The following is a 20,768-nucleotide window of genomic DNA, read 5'->3' as shown; positions in this document are numbered from 1 at the left end:
CCTCATCGCTGAGCCTCCCAGGCTTGGCCTGCCGTCGATTGCGGTCTAGGATCGGCCGATCAACGAGGCCGGAGCCAGTCATGCAACGTATCAAGGGCTATCACGCCCATATCTACTTCGACGCCAGCACGCTCGACCAGGCGCGCAAGCTCTGCGAAGACGCGGCGGCCATCTTCCCGGTGCGTATGGGGCGCATGCATGAGCGGCCGGTGGGCCCGCATCCGGACTGGAGCTGCCAGTTGGCGTTCGACCCGCAGTACATCGGCGTGGCGTTGCCGTGGTTGGCCCTCAATCGCAATGGTTTGGTGGTGTTTCTGCATCCGGATACCGGCGATGACCTGAAGGACCATACCGACTACGCGATCTGGATGGGGGCCATGCGTCCGTTGGACTTGTCTATTTTTTAACCAGTTCCAGTCGGTCGAATCCTCACGTTCATGTGCGAAGAAAAGCACGGGGACGTGGGGATTTTTTCTGCATTGTTCCACTATATGGGACATGTATTTATATATTGAGATATTCCGGGCCTTAGGTTTATAGTCGGCCATCTGCCACATTTCAGGTGAAGCGATGCCGGCGCAATTGATCGCGCTCGATTGGGGAACCAGTTCCCTTCGTGCTTATAAACTCGGCCGCGATGGCCAGGTCCTCGAACAGCGCTCGCTGGCGTCGGGGATCATGCATTTGCCCAGCGAACCGCGATTGATTGCCGGCGTTCAGTGCAGCGATGGTTTTGAGCTGGCCTTTGATGCCGCGTGCGGCGACTGGCTCGACGCGCAGCCCGATCTGCCGGTAATCGCCTGCGGCATGGTCGGCAGCGCCCAGGGGTGGGGCGAAGCGGCCTATCGCCATACGCCGGTCGACGTCGCCAGCCTTGGCCTGGCGCTGCACAAGGTGCGCAGCCTGCGCGGTGTGGATGTGCATATCGTGCCCGGCGTGATCGAGCAGGTCGGCTTGCCCAACGTGATGCGCGGCGAAGAAACCCAGGTGCTCGGCGTGCTGCAAGGCCTGCCGGCCAGCGCTGGATTATTGATCGGCTTGCCCGGCAGCCATTCCAAATGGGTCGAGGTGGTCGACGGCTGCATCACCCACTTCGACACCTTCATGACCGGTGAGCTGTTCGCGGTGCTGAGCACCCACAGCATTCTCGGGCGTACGCAAAAGATCGCCGGGCAGTTCCAGGCCGAGGCCTTTGACCGAGGCGTGCGCGTGGCGCTTTCACCGGATGGCCAGCGCGGTGTGCTGTCGACGCTATTCAGCGCGCGCACCCTGGGGCTGACCGCTGAACTGGCTGCCGAGCAGCAGCCGGACTACTTGTCGGGCCTGCTGATCGGCCATGAACTGGCCGGTTTGCCCGAACGTACTCGTAACACGCCGATCATCCTGGTGGGCGCCGCCGCCCTTTGCGCCCGCTATCAACGTGCCCTCGCCCTGTGTGGTTTCAGCCAAGTCAGCCTCGCGCAACAAGCGACCGAGCGCGGCCTGTGGCAATTGGCGCTGGCCGCCGGGCTTACTCAACCTGCAATCGAGGCCTGACATGCTCAAGCAAGCACTCACACACAACGGTTTGATCGCGATCCTGCGGGGCCTGCGCCCGGATGAGGCTGGCGCTGTCGGCCAGGTGCTGTACCAGGCAGGGTTGCGGGTGATCGAAGTGCCGCTCAACTCGCCCGATCCCTACACCAGCATCCGCACCCTGCGTGAGACGTTGCCCGCCGATTGCCTGATCGGCGCCGGCACGGTGCTGACGCCCGAGCAGGTGGAACAGGTGAAGGCGGCCGGTGGCCAGGTCATCGTCATGCCCCACAGCGATGCCAAGGTGCTACGTGCGGCAAAAGCCGCGGGCCTGTACCTGTCGCCCGGGGTCGCGACGCCCACCGAAGCCTTTGCCGCCCTGGCTGAAGGCGCCGATGTGCTGAAGCTGTTCCCCGCCGAGCAAATGGGGCCGGCGGTGGTCAAGGCCTGGCTGGCAGTGTTGCCGGCCGGCACGGTGCTGCTGCCGGTGGGCGGGATTACCCCGGACAACATGCAAGTGTTCGTCGACGCCGGGGTCAAGGGGTTTGGCCTGGGCTCCGGGCTGTACAAGCCCGGCATGACGGTCGAGCAGGTGGCGAGCCGTGCCCAGGCGTATGTCGCTGCCTGGAACGCCCTGAACTGAGTGTGCCTGGCGATCCAGGCGCTGCATCCGACAAGAGAGAACAAGAAGATGAAAATCACCAAACTGACCACCTTTATCGTGCCGCCGCGCTGGTGCTTCCTCAAAGTGGAAACCGACCAGGGCGTGACCGGTTGGGGCGAGCCCGTGGTTGAAGGCCGCGCCCACACCGTGGCGGCTGCGGTCGAAGAACTGTCTGACTACTTGATCGGCAAAGACCCACGCAATATCGAAGATATCTGGACGGTGCTGTATCGCGGCGGCTTCTACCGTGGTGGCGCGATCCATATGAGTGCGCTGGCGGGCATCGACCAAGCGCTGTGGGACATTAAGGGCAAGGCCCTCGGTGTGTCCGTCAGCGACCTGCTGGGCGGCCAGGTGCGGGACAAGATACGCGTCTATTCGTGGATCGGCGGCGACCGCCCGGCCGACACCGCCCGTGCGGCCAAGGAAGCCGTGGCCCGTGGGTTTACAGCGGTCAAGATGAACGGCACCGAGGAGCTGCAATTTCTTGACACCTTTGACAAGGTCGACCAGGCCCTGGCCAACGTCGCCGCCGTGCGCGATGCGGTCGGCCCGAATGTCGGCATCGGCGTGGACTTCCATGGTCGGGTCCACAAACCCATGGCCAAGGTGCTGATGAAAGAGCTGGACCCCTACAAGCTGATGTTTATCGAAGAACCGGTGCTGAGCGAAAACTACGAAGCGCTCAAAGAACTGGCGCCTTTGACCAGCACCCCGATTGCCCTGGGTGAGCGGTTGTTTTCGCGCTGGGACTTCAAGCGTGTGCTCAGCGAAGGTTATGTCGACATCATCCAGCCGGACGCGTCCCACGCCGGCGGTATCACCGAAACCCGCAAGATCGCCAACATGGCCGAAGCCTACGACGTGGCCCTCGCCCTGCACTGCCCGCTGGGCCCGATTGCCCTGGCGGCATGCCTGCAACTGGACGCGGTTTGCTACAACGCGTTTATCCAGGAGCAAAGCCTGGGCATTCACTACAACGAAAGCAACGACCTGCTCGACTACGTGCGCGATCCGGGTGTTTTCGACTACGACCAGGGCTTTGTGAAGATCCCCAACGGGCCGGGGCTGGGGATTGAGATCAACGAAGAATACGTGATCGAACGGGCCGCCATCGGCCATCGCTGGCGCAACCCGATCTGGCGGCATGCCGACGGCAGCTTTGCCGAGTGGTGACAACGCGGTCCATGTGGGAGCTGGCTTGCCTGCGATAGCGATGTTGAATGTTCCACCGCCATCGCAGGCAAGCCAGCTCCCACCTTTAACAAGGTTCCCACAGTTAGATAGCCGTCAACCGACCTCAATAAACATAATAAGAGGCTCCCCCCATGCACCCTGAAACCCTCACCGGGCAGGCGTCTTTAGTGACGCCCAGCCGCAAGCGCTACTTCATCATGGTCCTGTTGTTTATCACGGTGGTGATCAACTACCTGGACCGCAGCAACCTGTCGATTGCCGCGCCGGCCCTGACCAGCGAGCTGGGCATCGACCCGGTGCATGTGGGGCTGATTTTCTCGGCGTTCGGCTGGACCTACGCCGCCATGCAAATCCCCGGCGGCTGGTTGGTGGACCGGGTGCCGCCGCGCATCCTTTACACCGCCGCCCTGCTGCTTTGGTCCATCGCCACGGTGATGCTGGGATTTGCCGCCAGCTTCATCGCCCTGTTCGTGTTGCGCATGGCGGTGGGCGCCCTGGAAGCACCGGCCTATCCGATCAACAGCCGGGTGGTCACCAGTTGGTTTCCCGAGCGTGAGCGTGCCACGGCCATTGGTTTCTACACCTCCGGGCAGTTCGTCGGGCTGGCGTTCCTCACCCCGGTGCTGGCTTGGTTGCAGCACCACTATGGTTGGCACATGGTGTTTATCAGCACCGGCGCGGTGGGCATTCTCTGGGCGCTGGTGTGGTATGCGGTGTACCGCGAGCCACGCGACTTCAAGGGGGTCAATAGCGCGGAAATCGAGCTGATCCGCGCAGGCGGCGGGCTGGTGGACCTGGACGCGCAAACCGCCAAGCGCAAGGCGCCGTTCAGTTGGGTCGACCTGGGTATCGTCCTGACTAAACGCAAACTGTGGGGCATCTACCTGGGCCAGTTCTGCCTGAACTCGACCCTGTGGTTTTTTCTGACGTGGTTCCCGACCTACCTGGTGAAATATCGCGGCATGGACTTCATCAAGTCCGGCCTGCTCGCGTCGCTGCCCTTCCTCGCGGCGTTTGTCGGGGTGTTGTGTTCCGGGCTGTTTTCCGACTGGCTGATCCGCCGGGGCGCCTCGGTAGGCTTTGCGCGCAAGTTGCCGATCATCAGCGGCTTGCTGATTTCTACGGCGATCATCGGCGCCAACTTCGTGGATTCGACGCCGCTGGTGATTGCGTTCCTGGCGGTGGCGTTTTTTGGCAATGGCCTGGCGTCGATTACCTGGTCGCTGGTCTCGACCCTGGCTCCGGCGCGGCTGTTGGGGTTGACGGGTGGGGTGTTCAACTTCATCGGCAACCTGGCGGCGATCACCACGCCGATCGTCATTGGCTTTTTGGCCACGGGCGACTCGTTTGCGCCGGCGATTACCTACATTGCGGTGCTGGCGCTGTTGGGAGCGCTGTCCTACATATTGCTGGTGGGTAAGGTCGAACGTATCGAGCTGAAGGAATAAAGCTGTTGTAGGAGCGAGCTTGCTCGCGAAAAACGTCAAGACACCGCGTTCATCCAGGATGCTCGCGTTATCGTTGACGGTCTTCGCGAGCAAGCTCGCTCCTACAAGGGGTGGGGATTATTTACGGGCGTTGCGTACACCTTCCGACAAGGCTGCACACAGGCTCAACACCCCATCAATCGCTTGCTGGTCGTTGCTGGCATTGGCGATATGGTCGATCAGTGCCGAACCCACCACCACACCGTCCGCCAGGCGGGCGATGGCAGCGGCTTGTTCCGGGGTGCGGATGCCAAAGCCGATGCTGATCGGCAGGTCGGTATGCCGGCGCAGGCGGCCGACGGCCTCTTCGACGTGTTCCAGGGTGGCGGCACCGGCACCGGTTACACCGGCAACCGACACGTAGTACACAAAACCCGAGCTGCCGTTGAGTACCGTGGGCAGGCGTGCATCGTCGGTGGTTGGCGTGGTCAGGCGGATAAAGTCGATGCCCGCGGCCTGGGCCGGGTCGCACAGTTCGCTGTTATGTTCCGGCGGTATGTCGACCACGATCAGGCCATCGACGCCGGCTTCTTTTGCGTCAGCGATAAAACGTGGCACACCGTACATGTGGATCGGGTTGAAGTAGCCCATCAATACCAGTGGCGTATCGCTGTTGTCCTTGCGGAACTCGCGCACCATCTGCAGGGTTTTCACCAGGTTCTGCTTGGCGCCCAACGCCCGGATATTGGCGAGCTGGATCGCCGGGCCATCGGCCATCGGGTCGGTGAAGGGCATGCCCAACTCGATCACATCGGCGCCGGCTGCCGGCAAGCCCTTGAGGATCGCCAGGGAGGTGTCATAACCCGGGTCGCCAGCGGTGACGAAGGTCACCAGGGCGGCGCGGTTTTTTTCCTTGAGTTGCGCAAAGCGGGTTTGCAGGCGGCTCATCAGTGTTTCTCCTGCTTGGCGGTTTCCATATGGTGCATCACGGTCTGCATGTCCTTGTCGCCACGGCCTGACAGGTTGACCACCATCAGGTGATCCTTGGGCAGGGTCGGGGCGCGCTTGAATACTTCAGCCAGGGCGTGGGCGCTTTCCAGTGCCGGAATAATCCCTTCCAGGCGACAGCATTTGTGAAAGGCGTCGAGGGCTTCGTCGTCCGTCACCGAGGTGTACTGGACGCGGCCGATATCGTGCAACCACGCGTGCTCAGGGCCGATGCCGGGGTAATCCAGGCCCGCGGAAATCGAGTGGGCGTCGATGATCTGGCCATCGTCGTCCTGCAACAGGAAGGTCCGGTTGCCGTGCAGCACACCCGGTACGCCGCCGTTGAGGCTGGCGGCGTGCTTGCCGGTTTCGATGCCGTAGCCGGCCGCTTCAACGCCAATGATCTCGACACTGGTGTCATCGAGGAACGGGTGGAACAGGCCCATGGCATTCGAGCCACCGCCGATGCACGCCACCAGGCTGTCCGGCAGGCGGCCTTCCTGGGCTTGCAACTGAGTGCGGGTTTCCTTGCCGATCACCGCTTGGAAGTCGCGCACCATTGCGGGGTACGGGTGCGGGCCGGCGACGGTGCCGATCAGGTAGAAGGTGCTGTCGACGTTGGTCACCCAGTCGCGCAGGGCTTCGTTCATCGCATCCTTGAGGGTGCCGGTGCCGGCAACTACCGGGATCACTTCGGCGCCCAGCAGCTTCATGCGGAATACGTTGGCCTGCTGGCGCTCGATGTCGGTGGTGCCCATGTAGATCACGCACTGCAGGCCAAACCGCGCGGCAACGGTGGCGGTGGCCACGCCGTGCATGCCGGCGCCAGTCTCGGCGATGATGCGTTTCTTGCCCATGCGCCGTGCCAGCAGGATCTGGCCGATGCAGTTGTTGATCTTGTGCGCGCCGGTGTGGTTCAGCTCTTCGCGCTTGAGGTAGATCTTGGCGCCGCCGCAGAATTCGGTCAGGCGTTCGGCGAAATACAGCGGGCTTGGGCGTCCGACGTAATCGCGCTGGAAGTAGGCCAGTTCTTCGTTGAAGGCCGGATCGATCTTCGCCGCTTCGTATTCGCGGGCCAGGTCTAGGATCAACGGCATCAGGGTTTCCGCCACGTAGCGGCCGCCGAACGCGCCAAACAGGCCGTTGGCGTCAGGGCCGTTGCGTAAATCGGTCTGGGACTGAGTCATGGGACGCTCCAGGAAGAAAGTATGGGAGAGGCAATGACGGCCACTCTACCTCTGACGCTGCACGGTGAAAACCGATAAGATCGCCGCAACCTGTCAGGAAAACTCACAGATGAATCGAGACCTTCCGCCCCTTAATGCCCTGCGTGCGTTCGAAGCCACTGCCCGCCTCAACAGCGTCAGCCAGGCCGCAGAGCAATTGCATGTGACCCACGGCGCCGTCAGCCGACAACTGAAAGTGTTGGAAGAACACCTGGGTGTGAGTCTGTTCGTCAAGGATGGGCGTGGCATTAAACTCACAGATGCCGGCGTGCGGCTGCGCGATGCCAGCTTCGAGGCGTTCGAGCGCTTGCGCGATGTGTGCGGGGAGTTGACCCAGAGCAGCGTCGACGCGCCATTTGTCCTCGGCTGCTCCGGCAGTTTGCTGGCGCGCTGGTTTATTCCACGGCTCGGGCGTTTGAATGCGGACTTGCCGGACTTGCGCCTACATCTATCGGCGGGCGAAGGCGACCTTGATCCACGGCGGCCGGGCCTGGACGCCCTGCTGCTGTTTGCCGAGCCACCATGGCCTGCGGATATGCAGGTATACGAACTGGCCAGCGAGCGCATTGGCCCGGTAATGAGCCCGCACTTTGCCCATTACGCCGCGCTGCGCCAGGCGCCTGCGCAGGCCTTGTTGGACGAGGCTTTGTTGCACACCACCTCACGCCCGCAAGCCTGGCCCAACTGGGCGCAGCACCATGGCATCGACGCCGGAGCGTTGAAGTACGGCCAGGGTTTTGAGCATTTGTATTATTTGCTGGAGGCGGCCGTGGCAGGCCTGGGGGTGGCGATCGCACCGCAACCGCTGGTGGCGGAGGATGTGCGCGCCGGTCGCCTGGTTGCGCCGTGGGGCTTTAGCCAGACCCCGGCGCAACTGGCGTTGTGGCTACCCAAGCGCGCCGCGGATGGGCGCGCCCGGCAGTTGGCGCAATGGCTCAAGGCTGAGCTGGCGCGCCAACCGGTTTAATCACCGCGTTTGCACAGCAGGTAAGCCGCCAGCAGGCCCAGTGCGCCAACGGCAACGCCAGCGGTGGTCCACGGGTGCTCCTGGGCATAGTCACGGGTGGCAACCCCGGTTTCGCGGATTTTGACTTTGCTTTCTTCGTAGGCATCGCTGATCAGGTGGCGCGAATGCTTCAGCGCGCTCTCAGCGTTGGCTTTGAGGGCCTTAAGGGTTTTGCGCGACTCGTCGGATGCATCGTCCTTGAGGCTCTCAAGGGATTTGAGCAGGCTCGAAATCTCGGCTTCCATGCTTTCCAATGACGCTTTGCGTAAAGAGGTGTTGGCCATGTGGGCTCTCCTGGAGTGAATGAGTAACGTGTGTTGATTCCGACTGCGGGGGTTTCAGAAAGTGCAGTAAATCTGAACTTTCAAGTGAGAAGGGTCGCCAGAAGCAGTACGAAGAATCACTGCTAGGCTTTATTCATCGACCCAGGAGAGCACTCATGACTGATCATCACACCTATAAGAAAGTCGAACTGGTGGGCTCGTCCCCAACCAGCATCGAGGACGCCATCAACAATGCCCTGGCCGAGGCCAGCAAGAGCATCAAGCACCTGGAGTGGTTTGAGGTGACCGAAACCCGCGGTCACATCAAGGATGGCAAGGCCGCGCACTTCCAAGTGACCCTCAAGGTGGGCTTCCGTATTGCCAATAGTTGACGGGGTTGGTTGAACTTGCACGCTGGCCGATTGCCATAACCTGCGCTACACCCCGTGGGCGCCGATACGTGTGTGTCGGCGTACATTTTTTGATCAGCGCAAGGAAAGTAACGGATGAAAAAGTTTCTGTTAGCGGTAGGTTTGTTGAGCCTGGCAGGTACAGCCCTGGCGGCTGGCAAGCCTTGTGGCGAGCTGAAAAGCGAAATCGACGCCAAGATCCAGGCCAATGGCGCTTCCGGGTACACCCTGGAAATCGTGGATAAAGGCACTGCAACCAACGGCGAAGTGGTCGGCAGTTGCGAAGGCGGTACCAAGGAAATCGTCTACAACCGCGGGTGATCCCGTGTGCCAGACATAAAAACCGACGCCAAAGCGTCGGTTTTTTTGTGCCTGTGGGTCAGCCTTTCATCACTTGCGCCAGCAGCTCGTAGGAATGAATCCGATCAGCATGCTCGTACAGGTCGCAGGTAAAGATCAGCTCATCGGCACCGGTCTGCTCGACCAATACCTCCAGCTTGGCGCGTATCTTCGCCGGGCTTCCTACCATCGCCAGGCCTAGGAAACTGCCTACCGCGTCCTTCTCATGGGGCAGCCACAGGCCGTCCATGCTCTCGACCGGCGGGCGTTGTACCAGGCTTTGCCCACGCATCAGCGCGAGAATTCGTTGGTAGACCGAGGTGGCCAGGTAATTGGCCTGCTCATCGGTATCGGCGGCTACCAGGGGTACGCCGAGCATCACGTAGGGCTTGTCGAGTACCGCCGAAGGCTTGAAGTGATTGCGATAGACGCGAATCGCCTCATGCATCATGCGCGGTGCGAAATGGGAGGCGAAGGCGTAGGGCAAACCGCGCTCACCGGCGAGTTGCGCGCTGAACAAGCTGGAACCGAGCAGCCACACCGGGACGTTGGTGCCGGTACCTGGTACCGCAATCACCCGTTGATCGGGGGTGCGCGGGCCCAGATAGGCCATCAACTCGGCCACATCTTCGGGGAAGTCATCGGCACTGCCGGAGCGCTCGCGGCGCAGGGCGCGGGCGGTCATCTGGTCGGAGCCAGGTGCGCGGCCCAGGCCCAGGTCGATACGGCCGGGGTACAGGCTTTCCAGGGTGCCGAACTGTTCAGCGATCACCAGCGGTGCATGGTTGGGCAGCATCACGCCGCCTGCGCCGACCCGGATGGTCGAGGTGCCGCCGGCCAGGTAGCCCAGCAGCACCGAAGTCGCGGAACTGGCGATGCCATCCATATTGTGGTGCTCGGCCACCCAGAAACGGGTGTAGCCGAGTTTTTCCACGTGCTGGGCCAGGTCCAGGGAATTGCGCAACGACTGTGCCGGGCTGCCATTGGCGCGCACCGGTACCAGGTCGAGGGTCGAGAACTTCACATCGGACAGTGGTTTCATAAGCCTGCTTCTCCTAAGGGCGCAGGCTTGTGACGAACCAAAACCTGCCGCTTCATGTGCATGCTCTATGCAATGTGGGCATATACCCGAGATTCAATAGCGGGCATGAAATTTCCTACTTGCCTGCTTGGTTTTTCCGACAGGGTGAACTTTGCCAGAGGTTCTATCCTCAGAACCTTACTGATGCACAACCACTGCTTGGGAGAACGCTATGAGTATTGTGAAAAAAGCCTCCGCACACTGGGAAGGCGACCTGAAAACCGGCCTGGGCTCCATCTCCACCGAAACCGGCGTACTGCGCGAAGCCCCCTACGGCTTCAAGGCCCGTTTCGAAGGTGGCAAGGGCACCAACCCTGAAGAACTGATCGGCGCAGCCCATGCCGGCTGCTTCTCCATGGCCTTTTCCATGATTCTCGGCGATGCCGGGCTCAAGGCCGACAGCATCGATACCCATGCAGAAGTGACCCTGGACCAAGTAGACGGTGGTTTTGCGATCACCGCCGTCCATCTGATCCTCAAGGCCAAGATCCCCGGCGCAAGTCAGGCGCAGTTCGATGAGCTGAGCAAAAAAGCCAAGGAAGGATGCCCGGTGTCCAAAGTGTTGAACGCCACCATCACCCTGGATGGCACCCTCATCAACTGATCTGCGCAGATCCAATGTGGGAGCGGGCTTGCCCGCGAGGGCGGTAGGTCAGGCAACAAATGTATTGGCTGACCCACCGCCTTCGCGAGCAAGTCCCCTCCCACATTTTGTTGTGCGTTAAATCAGAACTCGCGTTTCGCAAATGTGGTCTCATACCCATGCAGCCTTTGGCGCACACCCGTGCGCAGTGCATTTAGGGAGCTTCACACATGAAACGTTTTGCCTTGGCGATTATCTGCGGTGCTTTGGCCACGTCGGCGCTGGCCGCGCCGAAAGACTGTGAAGAACTGAGGAAAGAGATCGAAGTCGACCTACAGGCCAAGGCGATCCCGTCCTACACGCTGGAAATCATCACCGCCGAAGAAGCCAAGAATCACGATGAAGCCATGATCGTGGGCTCCTGCGAAAACGGCACCAAGCGCATCATCTACCAGCGCAACAATGACTGATCAGGGAATACAGTTGACGCTGCGTTCCTCTGCCAGCAACTGACGTTGTGCGTTATACAGCCGGATATTCGGGGTGAAGCCCAGCGAACGCCCTTCCAGGCGATAGCGCTGACCGGCCTCGAACTGGTCGTATTGCAGGGTGATAAAACACGTGCGCTCCTGGGGCTGGTTCAACCCGCCACCCAGGCCTGCGCCGGCATACACTTCAAAATCAAAACGCACCATCAACTCATGGCTGCCCGGTGGCACCTGGAAGTAGCGCCCATCGTCGAGGGCTTTGCCGTCCAGGCGTTGCGCCATTACCAACTTGGCGCCCGGCGTCGGGGTGGCGAAATCGACCCAGGCTTGTTGCGGGTCGGCCGGCGGGATCGGGGTGGAGGTGCAGGCGCTGAGAAAAATCGCCGCCAAGGGAAGCAGGAGCTGACGCATAGTGAGCCCTCAAGCGTAGGAATCGTATGAGCATACCCCCTGCAAGCCAGTTAGTCTGGCAGGCCAATGACTCTGGAGCGGTTTGAAATGGTGCGGCGTTTATTGGCGGGGTTGGCGTGTGTGGTGCTCGGCGGCTGCTCCAGTGTCAGCTATTACAGCCAACTGGCCAGCGGCCAATGGCAGTTGCTGCGGGCGCGGGAGCCGGTGGCCGAGGTGATCGCCGATCCGACAAGGCCGCAAGTGCTGCGCGAGCATCTGGCGCAATCCCAGAAGGCACGCACCTTCGCCAGCCAACAACTGCACTTGCCTGACAACCAGAGCTACCGCCTGTACGCCGATATCGGTCGGCCTTACGTAGTCTGGAATGTCTTCGCTACATCAGAGTTTTCCTTGTTACCCCAGAACCATTGCTTCCCGATCGCCGGGTGCGTGGCCTATCGCGGTTATTACAGCCAAGGTGCCGCACGGGGCGAGGCTGCCTTGTTGCAACTGCGCGGCATGGATGTTTCGATTGGTGGGGTCGAGGCCTATTCCACGTTGGGCTGGTTTGATGACCCGATCATGAATTCGATGATGCGCTGGGGTGAAGAGCGCCTGGCCACGGTGATTTTTCACGAGCTGGCGCACCAGCGTTTTTATGTGAAGGACGACACCGAGTTCAATGAGTCGTTTGCCACCTTTGTCGAGCAGGAAGGCACCCGGCAATGGCGCGCGGCCCGTGGCCTGGCGCCTGCGAGCGAGGCGACCTTGCAGCAGCGCGACCAGTTTACCCAGTTGATCCTCGACACCCGCACCCGCTTGGAACGCCTGTATGCGCAGCCGTTGGCCGCAGATGCAATGCGTCAGGCCAAGGCAGACGAGTTCGAGCGTTTGCGCCGTGAGTATCGGCAGTTACGCGACAGTCAGTGGGCCGGCGACAAGCGGTATGACGCCTGGATCAATCAACCAATGAACAATGCGCGGCTGTTGCCGTTTGGTTTGTATGACCAGTGGGTGCCGGCGTTTGCGGCGTTGTTTTGCCGGGAGGGAGGGGATTGGCTGAAGTTCTACAGTGCTGTGGAACAGTTGGGTGGGTTGCCGGTTGCGCAGCGTAAATTGGCGTTGAAGCAGTTGGTCGGTGGCGGCCTTTAGGGCCTCATCGCAGCATAAGTATCTACACAACTTTCAGAAACTGACGAACTCCCCTGTGACGAGCGGGCGATGCGGCGTTCCGACAAGCCCGCTCGCCACAACAGCCCTATCTGCTTGGCTTTATGCGATGCGGCAAAATTGTGTAGATACCGATGCTCATCGCAGGCAAGCCAGCTCCCACATTTGACGGTGTTCACACATCAACATGTGGGAGCGGGCTTGCCCGCGATAGCCATCTCAAACCCGCCGCAAAAACGCCTGATGCATCTCGTCCAACGTCTCAAAATGCCAGCGCGGTTCTTCGGCACTCAACTCCTCAAAACTACCAAACCCATACCCCACCGCCGCCGCATCCAACCCGTTGCTGCGCGCGCCGATCAGGTCGTGCTTGCGGTCACCGATCATCAAGGTGCTGGCCGGGTCCAGGCCTTCTTCGTGCATCAAGTGGGCGATCAATTCGACCTTGTTGGTGCGGGTACCGTCCAGCTCACTGCCGTAGATCACTTTGAAGTGCTTGGCGAAATCGAAATGCCTGGCGATCTCCCGGGCAAACTCCCACGGCTTGGAGGTGGCCACATACAACTGGCGACCCTGGCCATTCAATTCTTCGAGGAGTGGCATGACCCCGTCAAACACGCGGTTTTCATAGAGCCCGGTGACCTTGAAGCGCTCGCGATAGAAATTCACCGCCTCCCAGGCGCGGGCCTCGTCGAAGTCGTAGAACTGCATAAAGGCCTGCAGCAGCGGCGGGCCGATAAAGTGTTCCAGCTTGCTCAGGTCTGGCTCATCGATACCCAACTTGCCCAAGGCGTACTGGATCGAACGGGTGATGCCTTCCCGTGGGTCGGTCAGGGTGCCGTCCAGGTCAAACAGGACAGTCTGGTAATCCAGGGTCATTGGTCGAATCCTTCTGCCAGGTGCAGGTCCTTGAGCTTCACGTAGTTCGCGGCGCTATAGGTGAAAAAGGCGCGTTCCTTGTCAGAAAGCGCACGGATTTGTTTTACCGGGCTGCCCACATACAAAAAACCGCTTTCAAGTTTCTTGCCCGGCGGCACCAGGCTGCCCGCACCGATGATCACATCGTCTTCAACCACCGCGCCGTCCATCACAATGCTGCCCATGCCGATCAGGATGCGACTGCCGACGCTGCAGCCATGCAGCATGACTTTATGGGCGATGGTCACGTCGTCGCCGATCAGCAACGGGAAACCGTCCGGATTGAACGGCCCGGCGTGGGTAATGTGCAGCACGCAGCCGTCCTGCACGCTGGTGCGCGCACCGATGCGGATGCGGTGCATGTCGCCGCGAATCACCGTCAGCGGCCAGACCGAACTGTCGGCGCCGATTTCAACATCGCCGATCACCACCGCCGAAGCGTCGACGAAAGCCCCGGCGCCGAGGGTTGGCGTGTGATTCTGATAGGTGCGAAGGGTCACGATAGCCTCTCTCTGTTTGGTTGATAGCTGCGGTGGACGTTGATTGTAATTAAGATGGCCCCATCTTTGTCTTACCTGTTTCTTCAGCCAAGGTGCCAACCGTGAGCGCGAACAACCCTCTTTTGCAGTCCTACGACCTGCCGCCGTTCTCGGCGATCCGTGCCGAGCACGTCCAACCGGCCATCGAACAGATCCTGGCCGACAACCGCGTCGCCATCGAAGGCATCCTGCAAAGCCAGGGGAAAAATCCGACCTGGGCCGGGCTGATCCTGGCCATGGACGAGCTCAACGACCGCCTGGGCGCGGCGTGGAGCCCGGTCAGCCACCTGAATGCCGTGTGCAACAGCGCCGAGTTGCGCGAAGCCTACGAGGCCTGCCTGCCGGCACTGAGCGCCTATTCCACCGAGATGGGTCAGAACCGTGAGCTGTTCCAGGCCTTCGAAGCCCTGGCCAACAGCCCGGAAGCGGCTGGTTTCGACGTGGCGCAAAAAACCATTCTGGAGCACGCGCTGCGCGACTTCCGCCTGTCGGGTATCGACTTGCCGCCTGAGCAGCAGAAGCGCTACGCCGAAGTGCAAAGCAAATTGTCCGAACTGGGCAGCAAGTTCTCCAACCAGTTGCTCGACGCTACCCAGGCGTGGACCAAGCACGTCACCGACGAAGCCACCCTGGCCGGCCTGACCGACTCGGCCAAGGCGCAAATGGCCGCTGCGGCCCAGGCCAAAGGCCTCGATGGCTGGCTGATCACCTTGGAGTTCCCTAGCTACTACGCGGTGATGACCTACGCCCACGACCGCACCTTGCGCGAAGAAGTCTACGCGGCCTACTGCACGCGCGCGTCGGACCAGGGTCCGAATGCCGGTCAGAACGATAACGGACCGGTGATGGAACAGATCCTCGACCTGCGTCAGGAACTGGCCCAACTGCTCGGCTTCGCCTCCTTCTCCGAGCTGAGCCTGGCGACCAAAATGGCCGAATCCAGCGACCAGGTACTCAGTTTCCTACGCGACCTAGCCAAGCGCAGCAAGCCATTTGCCACCCAGGACCTGCAGCAGCTCAAGGCCTACGCCGCCGAACAAGGCTGCGCCGACCTACAAAGCTGGGACAGCGGTTTCTACGGCGAAAAGCTGCGTGAACAGCGCTACAGCGTGTCCCAGGAAGCCTTGCGCGCCTACTTCCCGATCGACAAAGTGCTGGGCGGGCTGTTTGCCATTGTCCAGCGCCTGTACGGCATTGAGATCGCCGAGCAGAAAGGCTTCGACACCTGGCACCCGGATGTTCGTCTGTTCGAAATCAAGGAAAACGGCCAGCACGTCGGCCGCTTCTTCTTCGACCTGTATGCCCGCGCCAACAAGCGTGGTGGTGCGTGGATGGACGGCGCCCGTGATCGCCGGCGTACCGCGGCAGGTACCCTGCAAAGCCCGGTGGCCAACCTGGTGTGCAACTTCACCCCGGCCGACAGCGGCAAGCCTGCCCTGCTGACCCACGATGAAGTCACCACCCTGTTCCACGAATTTGGCCATGGCCTGCACCACCTGCTGACCCGCGTCGAACACGCGGGCGTGTCCGGCATCAACGGCGTGGCTTGGGATGCGGTGGAGTTGCCGAGCCAGTTCATGGAGAACTGGTGCTGGGAGCCGGAAGGCCTGGCGCTGATTTCCGGTCACTACGAAAGTGGCGAAGCACTGCCCCAGGACCTGCTGCAAAAAATGCTCGCGGCGAAGAACTTCCAGTCCGGCCTGATGATGGTGCGCCAGCTGGAGTTCTCGTTGTTCGACTTTGAGCTGCATGCCACCCATGGCGATGGCCGTAGCGTGGCCCAGGTACTTGAAGGCATCCGTGACGAAGTGTCCGTGATGCGTCCACCTGCCTACAACCGCTTCCCCAACAGCTTCGCGCATATCTTCGCCGGCGGTTATGCTGCGGGGTACTACAGCTACAAGTGGGCCGAAGTGTTGTCGGCGGATGCCTTCTCCAAGTTTGAAGAAGACGGCGTGCTCAATGCCCAAACCGGTCGTGCCTTCCGCGAGGCGATCCTGGCCCGTGGTGGTTCCCAGGCGCCGATGGTGTTGTTCGTCGACTTCCGCGGACGCGCACCGTCGATTGACGCACTCTTGCGCCACAGCGGCCTGAGTGAGGACGCGGCAGCATGAGTGACGGGCCTGTGATCACCAAAAAGCAATTTATCGCCGGCGCCGTGTGCCCGGCGTGCAGCGAGCCGGACAAGTTGAAGATGTGGACCGAGGACAACGTGCCCCATCGCGAATGCGTGGCCTGTGGCTATACCGACACGCTCAACGACCAAGGTTTGTCGGTGCCCAAGGAATTGGGCACGCGGGTCAACACCTCGGCGTTGAAAGCACCAGCGGATCCCAAGGTGCAGGCGGTGCAGTTCTTCCCTAATCCGAAGCTGAAAAAAGACTAAAGAAGCTACGCCAACCACTGTAGGAGCGAGCTTGCTCGCGAAGATCGTTAACGATAAAGCGTTCATTCTGAATGAACGTGGCGTCCTTGAGATTTTCGCGAGCAGGCTCGCTCCTACATTTTTTTGCGCGCATTTCTCGAATTTCCTGGCTGAAACGATTCCTTCATTACTTAGCCTGCTATCATTTGTAACTATTCATTGCTATCAAAACGACAAGCCGCTCCATGAAGCGACTGCTCAAACCCGTGACCACATGATGAGGTGCCACCATGTCTGATCAAGATCGAGACAACCCCCGGCGTGACTTTTTGCGCAAATCCTTGACCTTGATCCCGGTGGTCACGGTTGCCAGTACCGGCCTTGGCGGCTCGATGCTGATGGCCACGCCCGAACCTGCCCAGGCCAGCCCGGCCAAGGCACCCGCTAGCGAAAAGGCCTACGAGCCCAGCTACTTCACCGCCGAGGAATGGGCGTTTATCAACGCCGTCGTCGCACGCTTGATTCCTGCCGATGCCCAAGGCCCAGGCGCCCTGGAAGCCGGCGCGCCGGAATACATCGACCGCCAGATGAACACCCCCTACGCCAGCGGCGCCCTGTGGTTTATGCAAGGCCCGTTCAATGCCGACGCGCCGCCCGAGATGGGCTGGCAGAGCAAGCTGGTGCCCAAGGAGATCTATCGCCTGGGTATTGCTGCCACGGATTCCTGGTCGAAAGCCTTCAACGGTAAAACATTTGCCGGGCAAGACAGCGCTACCCAGGATGATTTGCTGCGTCGCCTGGAGGCGGGCGGTGCCGAAGCCGGCGAGCATTTCGCGGCGGTCCCACCGAAGATTTTCTTCAACTTGTTGCTGCAAAACACCAAGGAGGGGTTCTTCTGCGACCCGATCCACGGCGGCAACAAAGGCATGGTCGGCTGGACCATGATCGGCTTCCCCGGCGCCCGCGCCGATTTCATGGATTGGGTTGAACGCAACGAGCAATACCCCTTCCCGGCTGTTTCCATCCGTGGCGAGAGGGCATAAGCGTGGCGACCATCATGAAGAAAGTCGATGCAGTGATCGTCGGCTTCGGCTGGACCGGCGCGATCATGGCCAAGGAGCTGACGGAAGCGGGTTTGCACGTGGTAGCGCTGGAGCGCGGCCCGATGCAGGACACCTACCCGGACGGCAATTACCCACAAGTGATCGACGAACTGACCTACAGCGTGCGTAAAAAGCTGTTCCAGGACATTTCCAAGGAAACCGTGACCATTCGCCATAGCGTGAATGACATCGCCTTGCCCAACCGGCAGTTGGGCGCGTTTTTACCGGGCAATGGCGTAGGCGGTGCGGGCCTGCACTGGTCGGGTGTGCATTTTCGGGTGGACCCTATCGAACTGCGCATGCGCAGCCACTATGAAGAGCGCTACGGCAAAAACTTCATTCCCAAGGACATGACCATCCAGGACTTCGGCGTCAGCTACGAAGAGCTGGAACCGTTCTTTGACTACGCCGAAAAAGTCTTCGGCACCTCCGGCCAGGCCTGGACCGTAAAAGGCCAGTTGGTGGGTGAAGGAAAAGGCGGCAACCCTTATGCGCCAGATCGCTCCAGCCATTTCCCACTGGAGTCGCAGAAAAATACCTACTCGGCGCAGCTGTTCCAGAAAGCCGCCGCTGATGTGGGCTACAAGCCCTATAACCTGCCATCGGCCAATACCTCGGGGCCCTACACCAACCCTTACGGCGCGCAGATGGGGCCGTGCAACTTCTGCGGGTTTTGCAGCGGGTATGTCTGCTACATGTACTCCAAGGCATCGCCCAACGTGAATATCCTGCCGGCCCTGCGCCAGGTGCCGAATTTTGAGCTGCGGCCAAATTCCCACGTGCTCAAGGTCAATCTCGACAGCACCAAGCGCAAGGCCACCGGCGTGACCTACATCGACGCCCAGGGCCGCGAGGTTGAGCAACCGGCGGACTTGGTGATTCTCGGCGCCTTCCAGTTCCACAACGTGCGCCTGATGCTGCTCTCGGGCATTGGCAAGCCCTACGACCCGATCACGGGTGAAGGGGTGGTGGGCAAGAACTTCGCCTACCAGAACATGGCCACCATCAAGGCCTACTTCGATAAAGACGTGCACACCAACAACTTCATCGGTGCCGGCGGCAATGGCGTGGCGGTGGACGATTTCAACGCCGACAACTTCGACCACGGGCCCCATGGCTTCGTCGGTGGCTCGCCGATGTGGGTCAACCAGGCGGGCAGCCGGCCGATTGCCGGTACCTCCAACCCACCGGGCACGCCGGCCTGGGGCAGTGCGTGGAAACGCGCCACGGCCGATTACTACACCCACCAAGTGTCGATGGACGCCCACGGCGCCCATCAGTCCTACCGAGGCAATTACCTCGATCTGGACCCGGTTTACCGGGATGCCTACGGCCTGCCGCTGCTGCGCATGACCTTCGATTGGCAGGAAAACGACATCAAGATGAACCGCTTCATGGTCGAGAAAATGGGCAAGATCGCCGAAGCGATGAACCCCAAGGCGATTGCCGTGCTCGGCAAAAAGGTCGGCGAGCACTTCAATACCGCGTCCTACCAGACCACTCACCTCAACGGTGGCGCGATCATGGGTACCGACCCGAAGACCAGCGCGTTGAACCGCTACCTGCAGTGTTGGGATGTACACAACGTGTTTGTCCCTGGCGCATCTGCTTTCCCACAAGGCCTGGGCTACAACCCTACGGGCCTGGTGGCGGCGTTGACCTATTGGTCGGCCCGGGCGATTCGCGAACAGTATCTGAAAAACCCCGGCCCGCTGGTTCAGGCATAAGGAGCGACGACCATGAAAGCATTTGTTATCGCGACCCTGGCCCTGTTCGGCAGTTGCTCGGTGAGCGCGGCTGAAACTGACCTGATCAAACAAGGCGAATACCTGGCCCGTGCCGGCGACTGCGTGGCCTGCCATACCGCCAAGGGCGGCAAGCCGTTTGCCGGTGGGCTACCGATGGAAACCCCGATCGGCGTGATCTACTCCACCAACATCACCCCGGACAAAACCGGCCTGGGGGATTACAGCTTTGAAGACTTCGACAAGGCCGTGCGCCATGGCGTCGCCAAAAGCGGTAGTACCCTTTACCCGGCGATGCCCTACCCGTCTTATGCACGTGTCAGTGAAACCGACATGCAGGCGCTGTATGCGTACTTTATGAAAGGCGTGGAACCGGTCGCTCAACCGAACCGGGACAGTGATATCCCCTGGCCCTTGAGCATGCGTTGGCCCCTGGCGGCGTGGCGTTGGATGTTTGCGCCCGAGGTGGCGGACTATCAGGCCGAGGCGGGTGCCGACCCGGTGATCAGCCGTGGAGCGTATCTGGTGGAGGGGCTGGGACACTGTGGCGCCTGCCACACCCCACGGGCCCTGACCATGCAGGAAAAGGCTCTGAGCGCGTCTGATGGTGCGGCGTTCCTGTCCGGCAGTGCGCCGTTGGAAGGCTGGATCGCCAAAAGCCTGCGCGGCGACCACAAGGACGGTCTGGGCAGTTGGAGCGAGGAGCAACTGGTGCAGTTTCTCAAGACCGGTCGCAGTGATCGCAGCGCGGTGTTTGGCGGTATGAGCGATGTTGTAGTCCACAGCATGCAATACATGTCTGAAGACGACCTGACAGCTATCGCCCGTTACCTCAAGAGCCTGCCGGCAGTAGACCCCAAGGATCAGCCGCACCAATACGACAAGCAGGTGGCCGAGGCGCTGTGGAAGGGCGATGACAGCAAACGGGGAGCTGCGGTGTACATCGACAACTGCGCGGCCTGCCACCGTACCGACGGCCATGGCTACACCCGGGTGTTCCCGGCGCTGGCGGGCAACCCGGTGTTGCAGACGGCAGACGCCACGTCGCTGATAAACATTGTGTTGAATGGCGGCACCCTGCCGGCCACTCACGCCGCGCCTTCGACCTTCACCATGCCGGCGTTTGCCTGGCGCTTGTCGGATCAGGAAGTGGCGGATGTGGTCAGCTTTATCCGTGGCAGCTGGGGTAACCAAGGCGCGCCGGTGAAGGCCGGTGAAGTCGCCGACCTGCGTAGCAGCGATAAACACAGCACCTCGGGCGACGACCTGGGGCAAGTGACGTCGAGTCACTGATTCAGGCTTTGCCGCCCAACGGCACTGGTCAGATACGTTGCGTCTCGATACTGTATATA

The 20,768-nt window shown here is 60.9% G+C and carries 23 protein-coding genes; 16 read left to right on the top strand and 7 right to left on the bottom strand.

The features are described from left to right. Nucleotides 1-80: 80 nt before the first annotated feature. The 5 genes from HBO09_RS00420 to HBO09_RS00400 all read left to right on the top strand — a co-directional run bounded on the left by HBO09_RS00420 (nucleotide 81) and on the right by HBO09_RS00400 (nucleotide 4,824). Nucleotides 81-407 (top strand): DOPA 4,5-dioxygenase family protein, encoded by a 327-nt coding sequence (locus HBO09_RS00420; RefSeq protein WP_169990794.1) that lies wholly within the window; start codon nucleotides 81-83, stop codon nucleotides 405-407. A 163-nt stretch (nucleotides 408-570) separates the two neighbouring features. Then, on the top strand, nucleotides 571-1,536 hold the full coding sequence (locus HBO09_RS00415; RefSeq protein WP_169990793.1) for a 2-dehydro-3-deoxygalactonokinase: 966 nt from the start codon (nucleotides 571-573) through the stop codon (nucleotides 1,534-1,536). 1 nt (nucleotide 1,537) lies between these two features. Next, entirely contained in the window at nucleotides 1,538-2,158 is a 621-nt protein-coding gene (locus HBO09_RS00410) for a 2-dehydro-3-deoxy-6-phosphogalactonate aldolase (RefSeq protein ID WP_092232355.1), read from the top strand. A gap of 48 nt (nucleotides 2,159-2,206) precedes the next feature. Further along, on the top strand, nucleotides 2,207-3,355 hold the full coding sequence (gene dgoD, locus HBO09_RS00405) for a galactonate dehydratase (protein ID WP_032857121.1): 1,149 nt from the start codon (nucleotides 2,207-2,209) through the stop codon (nucleotides 3,353-3,355). A gap of 152 nt (nucleotides 3,356-3,507) precedes the next feature. After that, nucleotides 3,508-4,824 (top strand): MFS transporter, encoded by a 1,317-nt coding sequence (locus HBO09_RS00400; protein WP_169990792.1) that lies wholly within the window; start codon nucleotides 3,508-3,510, stop codon nucleotides 4,822-4,824. A 117-nt stretch (nucleotides 4,825-4,941) separates the two neighbouring features. Here HBO09_RS00400 and trpA read toward each other — a convergent pair whose 3' ends face one another. Both trpA and trpB read right to left on the bottom strand, forming a co-directional pair. Next, nucleotides 4,942-5,751 (bottom strand): tryptophan synthase subunit alpha, encoded by an 810-nt coding sequence (trpA, locus tag HBO09_RS00395; RefSeq protein ID WP_169990791.1) that lies wholly within the window; start codon nucleotides 5,749-5,751, stop codon nucleotides 4,942-4,944. Further along, complete coding sequence (gene trpB / locus HBO09_RS00390; protein WP_154908008.1) at nucleotides 5,751-6,977, bottom strand: tryptophan synthase subunit beta; 1,227 nt, start codon at nucleotides 6,975-6,977, stop codon at nucleotides 5,751-5,753. Before trpB ends, trpA begins: the two co-directional genes overlap by 1 nt. A gap of 109 nt (nucleotides 6,978-7,086) precedes the next feature. On the opposite strand from trpB, the gene HBO09_RS00385 reads away from it, so the two are divergent. Continuing rightward, complete coding sequence (locus tag HBO09_RS00385; RefSeq protein ID WP_169990790.1) at nucleotides 7,087-7,983, top strand: LysR family transcriptional regulator; 897 nt, start codon at nucleotides 7,087-7,089, stop codon at nucleotides 7,981-7,983. Here the strand turns inward: HBO09_RS00385 and HBO09_RS00380 are convergent. After that, nucleotides 7,980-8,306 carry a DUF883 family protein gene (locus HBO09_RS00380; protein ID WP_169990789.1) on the bottom strand — a complete coding sequence of 109 codons (327 nt, stop codon included), beginning with the start codon at nucleotides 8,304-8,306 and terminating at the stop codon, nucleotides 7,980-7,982. The two genes, HBO09_RS00385 and HBO09_RS00380, sit on opposite strands and share 4 nt — an antisense overlap. A gap of 155 nt (nucleotides 8,307-8,461) precedes the next feature. Between HBO09_RS00380 and HBO09_RS00375 the strand changes: the two genes are divergently transcribed. Next, nucleotides 8,462-8,677, top strand: coding sequence for a dodecin (locus HBO09_RS00375; RefSeq protein ID WP_029290270.1), 216 nt, complete (start codon nucleotides 8,462-8,464; stop codon nucleotides 8,675-8,677). A 114-nt stretch (nucleotides 8,678-8,791) separates the two neighbouring features. Then, nucleotides 8,792-9,016 carry a DUF1161 domain-containing protein gene (locus HBO09_RS00370; protein ID WP_169990788.1) on the top strand — a complete coding sequence of 75 codons (225 nt, stop codon included), beginning with the start codon at nucleotides 8,792-8,794 and terminating at the stop codon, nucleotides 9,014-9,016. Between the two features lie 58 nt (nucleotides 9,017-9,074). On the opposite strand, the gene HBO09_RS00365 is transcribed toward HBO09_RS00370, so the two are convergent. Further along, entirely contained in the window at nucleotides 9,075-10,076 is a 1,002-nt protein-coding gene (locus tag HBO09_RS00365) for an LLM class flavin-dependent oxidoreductase (RefSeq protein ID WP_169990787.1), read from the bottom strand. A gap of 211 nt (nucleotides 10,077-10,287) precedes the next feature. Between HBO09_RS00365 and HBO09_RS00360 the strand changes: the two genes are divergently transcribed. Next, entirely contained in the window at nucleotides 10,288-10,719 is a 432-nt protein-coding gene (locus HBO09_RS00360) for an OsmC family protein (RefSeq protein WP_169990786.1), read from the top strand. A gap of 209 nt (nucleotides 10,720-10,928) precedes the next feature. After that, entirely contained in the window at nucleotides 10,929-11,168 is a 240-nt protein-coding gene (locus HBO09_RS00355) for a DUF1161 domain-containing protein (protein WP_169990785.1), read from the top strand. Here the strand turns inward: HBO09_RS00355 and HBO09_RS00350 are convergent, their stop codons facing one another. Further along, a complete protein-coding gene (locus HBO09_RS00350; RefSeq protein ID WP_169990784.1) occupies nucleotides 11,169-11,597 on the bottom strand; it encodes a hypothetical protein in 429 nt (142 codons plus the stop codon). 87 nt (nucleotides 11,598-11,684) lie between these two features. Here HBO09_RS00350 and HBO09_RS00345 point away from each other — a divergent pair, with 87 nt between their 5' ends. Beyond that, nucleotides 11,685-12,728: an aminopeptidase gene (locus HBO09_RS00345; protein ID WP_169991570.1), complete on the top strand. Its 1,044-nt coding sequence runs from the start codon at nucleotides 11,685-11,687 to the stop codon at nucleotides 12,726-12,728. A 237-nt stretch (nucleotides 12,729-12,965) separates the two neighbouring features. On the opposite strand, the gene HBO09_RS00340 is transcribed toward HBO09_RS00345, so the two are convergent. Together HBO09_RS00340 and HBO09_RS00335 are read right to left on the bottom strand one after the other, a co-directional pair. Further along, nucleotides 12,966-13,625 carry an HAD family hydrolase gene (locus tag HBO09_RS00340; protein ID WP_169990783.1) on the bottom strand — a complete coding sequence of 220 codons (660 nt, stop codon included), beginning with the start codon at nucleotides 13,623-13,625 and terminating at the stop codon, nucleotides 12,966-12,968. Next, the gene (locus tag HBO09_RS00335) at nucleotides 13,622-14,164 is read right to left on the bottom strand and encodes a gamma carbonic anhydrase family protein (RefSeq protein WP_169990782.1); all 543 of its coding nucleotides are present in this window, start codon (nucleotides 14,162-14,164) and stop codon (nucleotides 13,622-13,624) included. The genes HBO09_RS00340 and HBO09_RS00335 overlap by 4 nt, the downstream gene beginning before the upstream one ends. A 101-nt stretch (nucleotides 14,165-14,265) precedes the next feature. Between HBO09_RS00335 and prlC the strand changes: the two genes are divergently transcribed. From prlC to HBO09_RS00310, 5 genes are all read left to right on the top strand, one after another. Then, the gene (gene prlC / locus HBO09_RS00330) at nucleotides 14,266-16,317 is read left to right on the top strand and encodes an oligopeptidase A (protein ID WP_169990781.1); all 2,052 of its coding nucleotides are present in this window, start codon (nucleotides 14,266-14,268) and stop codon (nucleotides 16,315-16,317) included. After that, on the top strand, nucleotides 16,314-16,589 hold the full coding sequence (locus tag HBO09_RS00325) for a YheV family putative zinc ribbon protein (RefSeq protein WP_057439263.1): 276 nt from the start codon (nucleotides 16,314-16,316) through the stop codon (nucleotides 16,587-16,589). Before prlC ends, HBO09_RS00325 begins: the two co-directional genes overlap by 4 nt. A gap of 269 nt (nucleotides 16,590-16,858) precedes the next feature. Then, the gene (locus HBO09_RS00320) at nucleotides 16,859-17,611 is read left to right on the top strand and encodes a gluconate 2-dehydrogenase subunit 3 family protein (protein WP_169990780.1); all 753 of its coding nucleotides are present in this window, start codon (nucleotides 16,859-16,861) and stop codon (nucleotides 17,609-17,611) included. A gap of 2 nt (nucleotides 17,612-17,613) precedes the next feature. Continuing rightward, nucleotides 17,614-19,398: a GMC family oxidoreductase gene (locus tag HBO09_RS00315; RefSeq protein ID WP_169990779.1), complete on the top strand. Its 1,785-nt coding sequence runs from the start codon at nucleotides 17,614-17,616 to the stop codon at nucleotides 19,396-19,398. Nucleotides 19,399-19,410: 12 nt separating this feature from the next. Beyond that, the gene (locus HBO09_RS00310) at nucleotides 19,411-20,709 is read left to right on the top strand and encodes a cytochrome c (RefSeq protein ID WP_169990778.1); all 1,299 of its coding nucleotides are present in this window, start codon (nucleotides 19,411-19,413) and stop codon (nucleotides 20,707-20,709) included. Nucleotides 20,710-20,768 lie beyond the last annotated feature (59 nt).

The organism is Pseudomonas sp. WS 5027 (genome assembly GCF_012985695.1).
Classification (GTDB): Bacteria; Pseudomonadota; Gammaproteobacteria; order Pseudomonadales; family Pseudomonadaceae; genus Aquipseudomonas; species Aquipseudomonas hygromyciniae.
The sequence above is the reverse complement of the archived record's forward strand: the minus strand, read 5'-3'. Positions and strand labels throughout refer to the sequence as shown.

What these genes read in the sequence shown, in the direction of transcription:
- HBO09_RS00400 (WP_169990792.1), top strand. Translation starts at nt 3,508, where the DNA reads ATGCACCCTGAAACCCTCACCGGGCAGGCGTCTTTAGTGACGCCCAGC.
- HBO09_RS00370 (WP_169990788.1), top strand. Translation starts at nt 8,792, where the DNA reads ATGAAAAAGTTTCTGTTAGCGGTAGGTTTGTTGAGCCTGGCAGGTACA.
- HBO09_RS00410 (WP_092232355.1), top strand. Translation starts at nt 1,538, where the DNA reads ATGCTCAAGCAAGCACTCACACACAACGGTTTGATCGCGATCCTGCGG.
- HBO09_RS00340 (WP_169990783.1), bottom strand. Translation starts at nt 13,625, where the DNA reads ATGACCCTGGATTACCAGACTGTCCTGTTTGACCTGGACGGCACCCTG.
- dgoD (WP_032857121.1), top strand. Translation starts at nt 2,207, where the DNA reads ATGAAAATCACCAAACTGACCACCTTTATCGTGCCGCCGCGCTGGTGC.
- trpA (WP_169990791.1), bottom strand. Translation starts at nt 5,751, where the DNA reads ATGAGCCGCCTGCAAACCCGCTTTGCGCAACTCAAGGAAAAAAACCGC.
- HBO09_RS00365 (WP_169990787.1), bottom strand. Translation starts at nt 10,076, where the DNA reads ATGAAACCACTGTCCGATGTGAAGTTCTCGACCCTCGACCTGGTACCG.
- HBO09_RS00385 (WP_169990790.1), top strand. Translation starts at nt 7,087, where the DNA reads ATGAATCGAGACCTTCCGCCCCTTAATGCCCTGCGTGCGTTCGAAGCC.
- HBO09_RS00375 (WP_029290270.1), top strand. Translation starts at nt 8,462, where the DNA reads ATGACTGATCATCACACCTATAAGAAAGTCGAACTGGTGGGCTCGTCC.
- trpB (WP_154908008.1), bottom strand. Translation starts at nt 6,977, where the DNA reads ATGACTCAGTCCCAGACCGATTTACGCAACGGCCCTGACGCCAACGGC.
- HBO09_RS00310 (WP_169990778.1), top strand. Translation starts at nt 19,411, where the DNA reads ATGAAAGCATTTGTTATCGCGACCCTGGCCCTGTTCGGCAGTTGCTCG.
- HBO09_RS00420 (WP_169990794.1), top strand. Translation starts at nt 81, where the DNA reads ATGCAACGTATCAAGGGCTATCACGCCCATATCTACTTCGACGCCAGC.
- HBO09_RS00360 (WP_169990786.1), top strand. Translation starts at nt 10,288, where the DNA reads ATGAGTATTGTGAAAAAAGCCTCCGCACACTGGGAAGGCGACCTGAAA.
- HBO09_RS00345 (WP_169991570.1), top strand. Translation starts at nt 11,685, where the DNA reads ATGGTGCGGCGTTTATTGGCGGGGTTGGCGTGTGTGGTGCTCGGCGGC.
- HBO09_RS00415 (WP_169990793.1), top strand. Translation starts at nt 571, where the DNA reads ATGCCGGCGCAATTGATCGCGCTCGATTGGGGAACCAGTTCCCTTCGT.
- HBO09_RS00325 (WP_057439263.1), top strand. Translation starts at nt 16,314, where the DNA reads ATGAGTGACGGGCCTGTGATCACCAAAAAGCAATTTATCGCCGGCGCC.
- HBO09_RS00320 (WP_169990780.1), top strand. Translation starts at nt 16,859, where the DNA reads ATGTCTGATCAAGATCGAGACAACCCCCGGCGTGACTTTTTGCGCAAA.
- HBO09_RS00380 (WP_169990789.1), bottom strand. Translation starts at nt 8,306, where the DNA reads ATGGCCAACACCTCTTTACGCAAAGCGTCATTGGAAAGCATGGAAGCC.
- HBO09_RS00355 (WP_169990785.1), top strand. Translation starts at nt 10,929, where the DNA reads ATGAAACGTTTTGCCTTGGCGATTATCTGCGGTGCTTTGGCCACGTCG.
- HBO09_RS00350 (WP_169990784.1), bottom strand. Translation starts at nt 11,597, where the DNA reads ATGCGTCAGCTCCTGCTTCCCTTGGCGGCGATTTTTCTCAGCGCCTGC.